The sequence below is a fragment of the Pseudoflavonifractor sp. An184 genome (genome assembly GCF_002160305.1).
Classification (GTDB): Bacteria; Bacillota; Clostridia; order Oscillospirales; family Oscillospiraceae; genus Lawsonibacter; species Lawsonibacter pullicola.
In genome coordinates this window covers 156,377-163,456 of the sequence record NZ_NFKI01000002.1, presented here as the reverse complement: position 1 = coordinate 163,456, position 7,080 = coordinate 156,377, and the positions used below count along the sequence as shown (strand labels likewise).

Below are 7,080 nucleotides of genomic sequence, written 5' to 3'. Positions count from 1 at the left end.
CGGGTGCGCCGTACAAGCGTTTTCGCCGCAGGCGAAAACCTTGGCGCAGGGGCGGCTTTGCCGCCCCGAGCATTGAAATCCCAGAGGGTGGAGGCCGCCTCCGGCGGCCGGAACCCAAAAAGAAAGACATGACCAAAGGTCATGTCTTTCTTTTTGGAGCAGGTGAAGGGAATCGAACCCTCGTGTTCAGCTTGGGAAGCTGACATTCTGCCATTGAACTACACCTGCGTGTCGATTGCTTATCTAATATAGCATAAATGCCAAGGTAATGCAAGAAAAACTTTTCGTCACAGGGCGCGGTTTTTCCGCAGCGGGAGGACGGGAGGAGAGGCCTCTGCGGCGAAAATGCTTTGTACAGTTTTAATGGCAAAAACTTCGCGAAAAAGTTATAATTTTGGAGATAAACAGGTTATTTTCATACATGTCAGAAAAAATACACAAGAAATTCACAGAAAGTATAGTGAAAATTGCCCTTGTATTGACGAGGTGAATTAGTTACAATGTGGTAACAAAAGTAACAAACAGTTGCTTTTGCTGTCACTTTTGTTGACATAATTTTGTAACCATAGGAGTGAAGACAATGACACGAAAGCTGTGTTCGCTGCTGATCAGCTCCTTTGCCGTGCTTCTTCTCATGGGAGCCGGCGTGGAGGAGGACTCCGCTGCTCTGGTAGATGAGAGCGGTTCCGAGTCCGTGCAGACAGCAGCTGCCCGGGTGGGGGCGGAGGAGCAGGCGGAGCCTGCATCCGCTGTGTCCGGGGAGAGTGTGTTGTCCCAGGTAGAGGAGGTGGACCCCGCTTTAACAGTGGATGGTCAGCCTGTTTCCACAGATGTGGCAAAGACCTACCGGGGCGATACGACTTATGTGGCGTTGGTTCCCATGTCCAAATGTCTGGACTCCACAATTCTGAGCAAGTGGGACGCAGGAACGCGTACAGCGACGGTACACAATGATAAACTGGTACTGAAGGCTACGGTCGGAAATTTATACCTCACCGTCAACAACCGGTATTTTTACGCCCCGGAGGGAATCCAGATTGAAAACGGACAGGTGATGGTACCCCTCTCCGCGTTGGTAAAGGCGTTTGACGGTTCTCTGACCTGGAATGGGTCTACCGGCATCACTGCGGTGACCCGCGGGAGCGGCGCGGCCAAGTTCGGGGAGCAGTATTACAACGCCGACGACCTGTTCTGGCTCTCCCGGGTCATCTATACCGAGAGCGGGAACCAGCCCCTGGAGGGAAAAATGGCGGTGGGCAACGTGGTCATGAACCGTGTGAAGCACCCCTCTTTCCCCGGCACCATTGAGGGAGTGCTGGCTCAGAAGAACCAGTTTACCACCTACTGGAGCGGCCACATCGCCCGCAGCACCCCCAACGCTGAGAGCGTGATCGCGGCCAAGCTGGTGCTGGACGGCGGCGTGGTGGAGGAAGTAAAGAACGCCCTCTATTTTGATTCCGCGGCCAACAGCTGGGCCTCCCGAAATCGGACCTGCGTGGCCGTCATCGGCGGGCACCGGTTCTACGCCTGATCGGGAGCCGTTCCCGCGGCATAAGGTACGAAGAAGCAAATCCCTGAAATTCACGGACTGTGGATTTTAGGGGTTTCTTTTTTGTATATTCATGTATATAATAATCTCTGCTGAATCTGCGGCGCCGGGCGGAATCTCCCGCGGGCGCTGAGCGAGAGGCCGGAGCGGAAGCCGGCCGAGGCTTGCGGATTTACCGCGCAGGCTGTATAATGTCAGAGACAAGACTATCACAGGACCCGGTGGACGGAGGAAAAAACATGACAAGAAACAATGCCCGCGAGATCGCGGTACATCTGGTATTTGGGCTGGAATTTGGGACCCGGAGCGCGGAAGAGGTGCTGAAAAGTGAGCTCAGCCGGGAGCGCTTTGAGGCCCTGGGACAGGAATCCCCACTGTACGCCCAATACCCCAATGAAAAGCAGCGGGAATATATCCGGGCCCTGGTGGAGGGGGTCTACGCCCACGGAGAGGAGCTGGACGCCTACATCAGCCGCTACGCGGTGGGCTGGTCCCTGAGCCGGATTCCCCGCATGGCCCGGGCCATCCTGCGCACCGCCATGTATGAGGTGCTGTATATGCCCGATGTGCCCAACGCCTCGGCCATTGACGCCGCCGTGGAGCTGACTAAGCAGTACGAGCCCCAGGAGGTGGCCTCTTTCGTCAACGGAATTTTGGGCACCTTTGTCCGCACCGAGCTGCCGGATGAGCCCGCTGGGGAGCAGGCGGAGCCGGAGGCCGGCGGGGAGGAAGTCCCCGGCGGGGAGGCCTGAACCATGCCGGTATTGGGGCTGGATACCAGCAACTACACCACCTCCGCCGCCGTGTTTGACGGGGAGAGGGGCCGGAATCAGGGACGGCTGCTGGAGGTGCGTCCGGGGGAGCTGGGCCTGCGCCAGAGCGACGCCCTCTTTCAGCATGTGAAGCACCTGCCGGAGGTGGTGGAAGCGCTGCTGGGGGAGGAGGGCCTGGGGACCGTCCAGGCCGTGGGGGCCAGCACCCGCCCCCGGGCGGTGGAGGGCTCCTATATGCCCTGCTTCCTGGCGGGAGCCTCCCAGGGCCAGGTGCTCTCCCAGGTGCTGGGGGTGCCCTTTTACGCATTCTCTCATCAGCAGGGGCATTTGGCGGCGGCGGCCTGGTCCGCCGGCCGGCTGGACCTGCTGGACCGGCCCTTCCTGGCCTGGCACCTGTCCGGGGGCACCACCGAGCTGCTCCGGGTGGAGCCGGAGGAGGACGGAGTGGCCGTCCGGGCGGAGATCCTGGGGGGGACCAGCGACATCTCCGCCGGGCAGCTCATCGACCGCACCGGCGTGCTGCTGGGCCTGTCCTTCCCCGCCGGGAAAGGGGTGGAGAAGCTCAGCCGCCAGGCGCAAAAGCGGGAATATTATAAGGTGAAGGTAAACGGCCTCACCTTCTCCCTGTCCGGCATGGAGAACAAGGTGCGGCAGATGGTCCAGAGAGGGGAAGAGCCGGCGGAGATCGCCTGGTTTGCCCAGGAGACCGTCTGCCGGGTGGTCCAGGCCTGCACCAAGGCCGCCATGGAGGAGTACCCCGGCCTGCCGGTGCTGTGCTCCGGGGGGGTGGCCTCCAACGGACGGCTGAAGGAGCTGCTGCGGCAGAACTGCGGAGCCCTGTTTGCCCAGCCCCAGTTCTCCACCGACAACGCCATGGGGACGGCCGTCCTCACCTGGCGGGCCCTGGAGAGGGGGCGGAGAGTGTGAACGCAAGAGGCGAACAGACCATCCTCACCCCCAGTCAGGTGGGGCAGTATATCAAGGGCTTTATGGACCGGGACCGGCTGCTGTCCGGCCTCCTGGTGCGGGGAGAGCTGTCCAACTATAAGCGCTACCCCTCGGGCCACCACTACTTCACCCTGAAGGACGGGGAGGGGGCCCTGCGGTGCGTCATGTTCCGCAGCGACGCGGCCTCCCTGCGGTTCCAGCCCCAGAACGGCATGCAGGTCATCGCCGCCGGGCGGGTGACCGTCTTTCCCCGGGACGGGCAGTACCAGCTCTACTGCGTCCGCCTGACCCCGGAGGGGGCGGGGGATCTGGCGGTGGCCTTTGAACAGCTGAAGGCCCGCCTGCTCCAGGAGGGAGTTTTCGACCCGGCCCACAAGAAGCCCATTCCCAGAATGCCGGGACGGATTGCCCTGGTGACCTCCCCGGCGGGAGCGGCGGTGCGGGACATGCTCCGAATTTTAGGGGCCCGGTGGCCCATGGCCCGGGTCTATGTCCTCCCGGTGCGGGTCCAGGGGGAGGGGGCGGCGGAGGAGATTGCCGCCGCTATCGGCTGGGCCAACCTCCACCAGGCGGCCGACTTGATTATCACCGGCCGGGGGGGCGGCTCCATGGAGGACCTGTGGGCTTTCAATGAGGAGGTCGTGGCCCGGGCCATTTATGACTCTGATATCCCGGTGATCTCCGCCGTGGGCCACGAGCCCGATGTGACCATTGCCGACTTTGCCGCCGACCTGCGGGCGGCCACCCCCTCCAACGCCGCCGAGCTGGCGGTGCCCGACCAGAACGAGGTGTACGCCTCCCTCCTGGGGGCGGGGCGGCGGCTGGAACAGGCGATGCGCCACCGGCTCCTGCGGGAGCGGCAGGGGCTGGAGCGTCTGGCCAAGAGCCGGGTGATGACCGAGCCCCAGGCCTATTTTCAGGACAAAAACCTCTATTTGGATCACCTGTCCCAGCGCCTGGGGAGCAGCATGACGGGCCGGCTGTTTCAGCTGAGGGTCCGCTCTGCCGCCCTGGATAAGGATTTACACCGGGGGCTGGAGAAGTGCCTCTCCGGGAAGCAGGAGCGCTTTGCCCGCCTGGCCGCCGCCCTGGACGCCATGAGCCCGCTGAAGGTGCTGGGACGGGGGTACTCCATCGCCCAGAAGGGGGACGGAAGGGTGATCTCCTCTGTCAGGAGTGTTCAGCCCGGCGAGCGGTTTTCCCTGCGCCTCTCCGATGGAAGTTTGAAATGTACTGTGGAAGAGACGGAACGGGAGGAGTATTGAAATGAGACGGAACGGGTACTGGTTTGGATGCCTTCTTGGAGCCGTCCTGTTGCTGGCCGGATGCCAGGGGACGGAGGAACCGTTGACCACGGTGGAGGGGCCGGATTGGCGGGAGGAGACCCCCGTTTGGTCCATGGTGAGCACTGCTCCAGAGGATTTTGGGATTACCTATGATGATCTGACGGATTTAGATGGTTATCCTCTGGATAAGCTGGCGGCATACTGCCTGGGTGCGGACGGGGTTTTCGCTGAGGACGGATTCGACCAGTTATACTGTCGTTTTGTGGAGGCGCCGCGCACTTGGGTGACCTATGTGTCCCTCCTGCCGGAAGAAGAGCAGAAGATCCTTTGTGAACATACTGCTTTGGCGGCCGCCTCTTGGTATGCAGATTCCAATGAGTTTTCTGAAAACCTGGATGTACTGGAGACAGCGTATTCATCTGGGGCAGAACAAGTTGTGGTTTCGCGGCTCCGAAGCGAATACGAAAACGCCGCAGTATGAGTGGCTTGGACCGGGAGCGGGGATAAGCCTCCGCCCCGCAGGGGAGGTTCCCGCGGAACGGGCGGCCCAGTGTGCCGCCCCTACGGCGGAAACCGGACCGGGAGCGTTGGCTCGGCAGAGTCAGGCGCAGTTCTTAAACCACACCAGTTCTAATTTTTACAAGCCCAGGGCCCAGTGGCCCGGCGGGAATTCAGACCAGCCGCTCAGATTTTGCGCGCCGGAAATGCTGCAAAATCCAGCAGGTACGCGTCCCCCGTAATGGGGTCCGGGGAAAGGCGACTATGAGCACGAAGTGCTCATCGGAGCCGTCCCCGGTGGCGTTTTGCCTACTTTGCCGCCATGGGCAAAGTAGGTCGCCGCTCGCAGGCGGCGAAATCCCCCTCAGAAACGAGAAAAACCCAAGAAAGGATGTGGCCCCCATGCCCACTAAGAAGAAACTGACCTTTGAACAGTCCATGGCCCGCCTGGAGGAGATCGTGGGTCTGCTGGAGCGGGGCGACGCCCCGCTGGAGCAGGCCATGGCCCTCTTTGAGGAGGGAGCCGCCATCCTGCGGACCTGCTCGGCCCAGCTGGACGAGGCGGAGCAGAAGGTGAAGCTGCTCACCGCCGGCCCCGATGGCCAGCCCCAGGAGCAGCCCTTCCAGGGGGAGGAGTAACCGATGGACTGGGAACAGTTTGAGACGCAGCTGAAACAGGACCAGAGCGCGGTGGAGGCCGCCCTCCACGCCCAGTTTCAGGACAGTGCCCGGTACGCCGACCTGACCGAGGCCATGGAGTACTCTCTCCTGGCGGGGGGAAAGCGCATCCGGCCGGTGCTCACTCTGGAGTGCTGCCGCCTGTGCGGCGGGGACCCGGAGGCCGCCCTGAACTTTGCCTGCGGGGTGGAGATGATCCATACCTACTCCCTGATCCACGACGACCTGCCCGCCATGGACGACGACGACCTGCGCCGGGGGTGGCCCACCAACCATAAAGTCTATGGAGAGGCCACCGCCATCCTGGCGGGAGACGGCCTGCTCACCGCCGCCTTTCAGGCTCTGGCCGGGGCCAAGCTTCCGGCGGAGCGGGTGGTGGAGGCGGTCGCCTGCCTGGCCAAGGAGGCGGGACCCGAGGGCATGGTGGGAGGACAGGCCCTGGACATGGCCGGAGAGGGCCGCGCCCTCACCCGGAAGGAGCTGGAGCTGCTCCAAAGCCTGAAAACCGGCGCCCTGATCTCGGCGGCGGCGGAACTGGGCTGCATCGCCGCCGGAGGAACGGCGGAACAGCGGGCGGCAGTGCGGACCTATGCCCAGTGCCTGGGGCGGGCCTTTCAGATCCAGGACGACATTCTGGATGTGACAGGGACGGCGGAGGAGCTGGGAAAGCCCACAGGTTCGGACCAGGTCAACGAAAAGAGCACCTTTGTCACCGCTCTGGGCCTGGAGGAGAGCCACGCGTTGGTGCACAGGCTCACCGATCAGGCGGAGGCGGCTTTGGAAGGGTTTGACCAGCCGGAGTTTCTGATCCAGCTGGCACAGAGCCTGGCCCAGCGGAGAAAATGAGACAGCGCGCCGAAGGGAGGACACAATGGATCACGCCGGCTTTTTAACGGGAAATCTGACCTTGGATCTGGCCATTTTTGCCTGGTTCATCGCGCAGCTGCTGAAGACCCTGATCAATCTGGTGGTCAACCGCAGTCTGGACCTGAAGCGCATGGTGGGAAGCGGCAACATGCCCTCCTCCCACTCCGCCTTCATCTGTGCCGCCACCGCCTCCATCGGCCAGATCTGCGGCTGGCGGGACCCTCTGTTCTCCCTGTCTGCGGCGGTGGCCCTGGTGGTGATGTACGACGCCTGCAATGTGCGAAGGGCGGCGGGAGAGCAGGCCAAGGTCCTCAACTATGTCCGGGAGCACTGGGCCGACCTCCCGGAGGAATTTCAGGGAAAGAAGCTCAACGAGCACCTGGGGCACACCCTGCCTCAGGTGATTATGGGGGCCCTGCTGGGCACCGCCATCGGACTGATTGGGCCGATGATCTGGTGAACCGGCCGGGGGACCGGGAGC

The 7,080-nt window shown here is 62.5% G+C and carries 8 protein-coding genes and 1 tRNA gene; 8 read left to right on the top strand and 1 reads right to left on the bottom strand.

The genetic code is table 11. The annotated features are described in order from the left end of the window. Positions 1-154 precede the first annotated feature (154 nt). A tRNA-Gly gene (locus B5F19_RS01790) sits at positions 155-228 on the bottom strand. 352 nt (positions 229-580) lie between these two features. On the opposite strand from B5F19_RS01790, the gene B5F19_RS01785 reads away from it, so the two are divergent. The 8 genes from B5F19_RS01785 to B5F19_RS01750 all read left to right on the top strand — a co-directional run bounded on the left by B5F19_RS01785 (position 581) and on the right by B5F19_RS01750 (position 7,059). After that, a complete protein-coding gene (locus tag B5F19_RS01785) occupies positions 581-1,531 on the top strand; it encodes a cell wall hydrolase (RefSeq protein WP_087287128.1) in 951 nt (316 codons plus the stop codon). Between the two features lie 257 nt (positions 1,532-1,788). Next, a complete protein-coding gene (gene nusB / locus B5F19_RS01780; RefSeq protein ID WP_087287125.1) occupies positions 1,789-2,301 on the top strand; it encodes a transcription antitermination factor NusB in 513 nt (170 codons plus the stop codon). Between the two features lie 3 nt (positions 2,302-2,304). Then, positions 2,305-3,249: a DNA-binding protein gene (locus B5F19_RS01775; protein WP_087287122.1), complete on the top strand. Its 945-nt coding sequence runs from the start codon at positions 2,305-2,307 to the stop codon at positions 3,247-3,249. Then, positions 3,246-4,535 carry an exodeoxyribonuclease VII large subunit gene (gene xseA / locus B5F19_RS01770; RefSeq protein ID WP_204248283.1) on the top strand — a complete coding sequence of 430 codons (1,290 nt, stop codon included), beginning with the start codon at positions 3,246-3,248 and terminating at the stop codon, positions 4,533-4,535. The genes B5F19_RS01775 and xseA overlap by 4 nt, the downstream gene beginning before the upstream one ends. A gap of 1 nt (position 4,536) precedes the next feature. Then, a complete protein-coding gene (locus B5F19_RS01765; RefSeq protein WP_087287119.1) occupies positions 4,537-5,037 on the top strand; it encodes a hypothetical protein in 501 nt (166 codons plus the stop codon). A 419-nt stretch (positions 5,038-5,456) separates the two neighbouring features. Further along, the gene (gene xseB, locus B5F19_RS01760) at positions 5,457-5,693 is read left to right on the top strand and encodes an exodeoxyribonuclease VII small subunit (RefSeq protein ID WP_087287116.1); all 237 of its coding nucleotides are present in this window, start codon (positions 5,457-5,459) and stop codon (positions 5,691-5,693) included. Positions 5,694-5,696: 3 nt separating this feature from the next. Continuing rightward, complete coding sequence (locus tag B5F19_RS01755) at positions 5,697-6,578, top strand: polyprenyl synthetase family protein (protein WP_087287113.1); 882 nt, start codon at positions 5,697-5,699, stop codon at positions 6,576-6,578. Between the two features lie 25 nt (positions 6,579-6,603). Further along, positions 6,604-7,059, top strand: a complete 456-nt coding sequence (locus tag B5F19_RS01750; protein ID WP_087287110.1) for a divergent PAP2 family protein — start codon at positions 6,604-6,606, stop codon at positions 7,057-7,059. Positions 7,060-7,080: the final 21 nt, after the last annotated feature.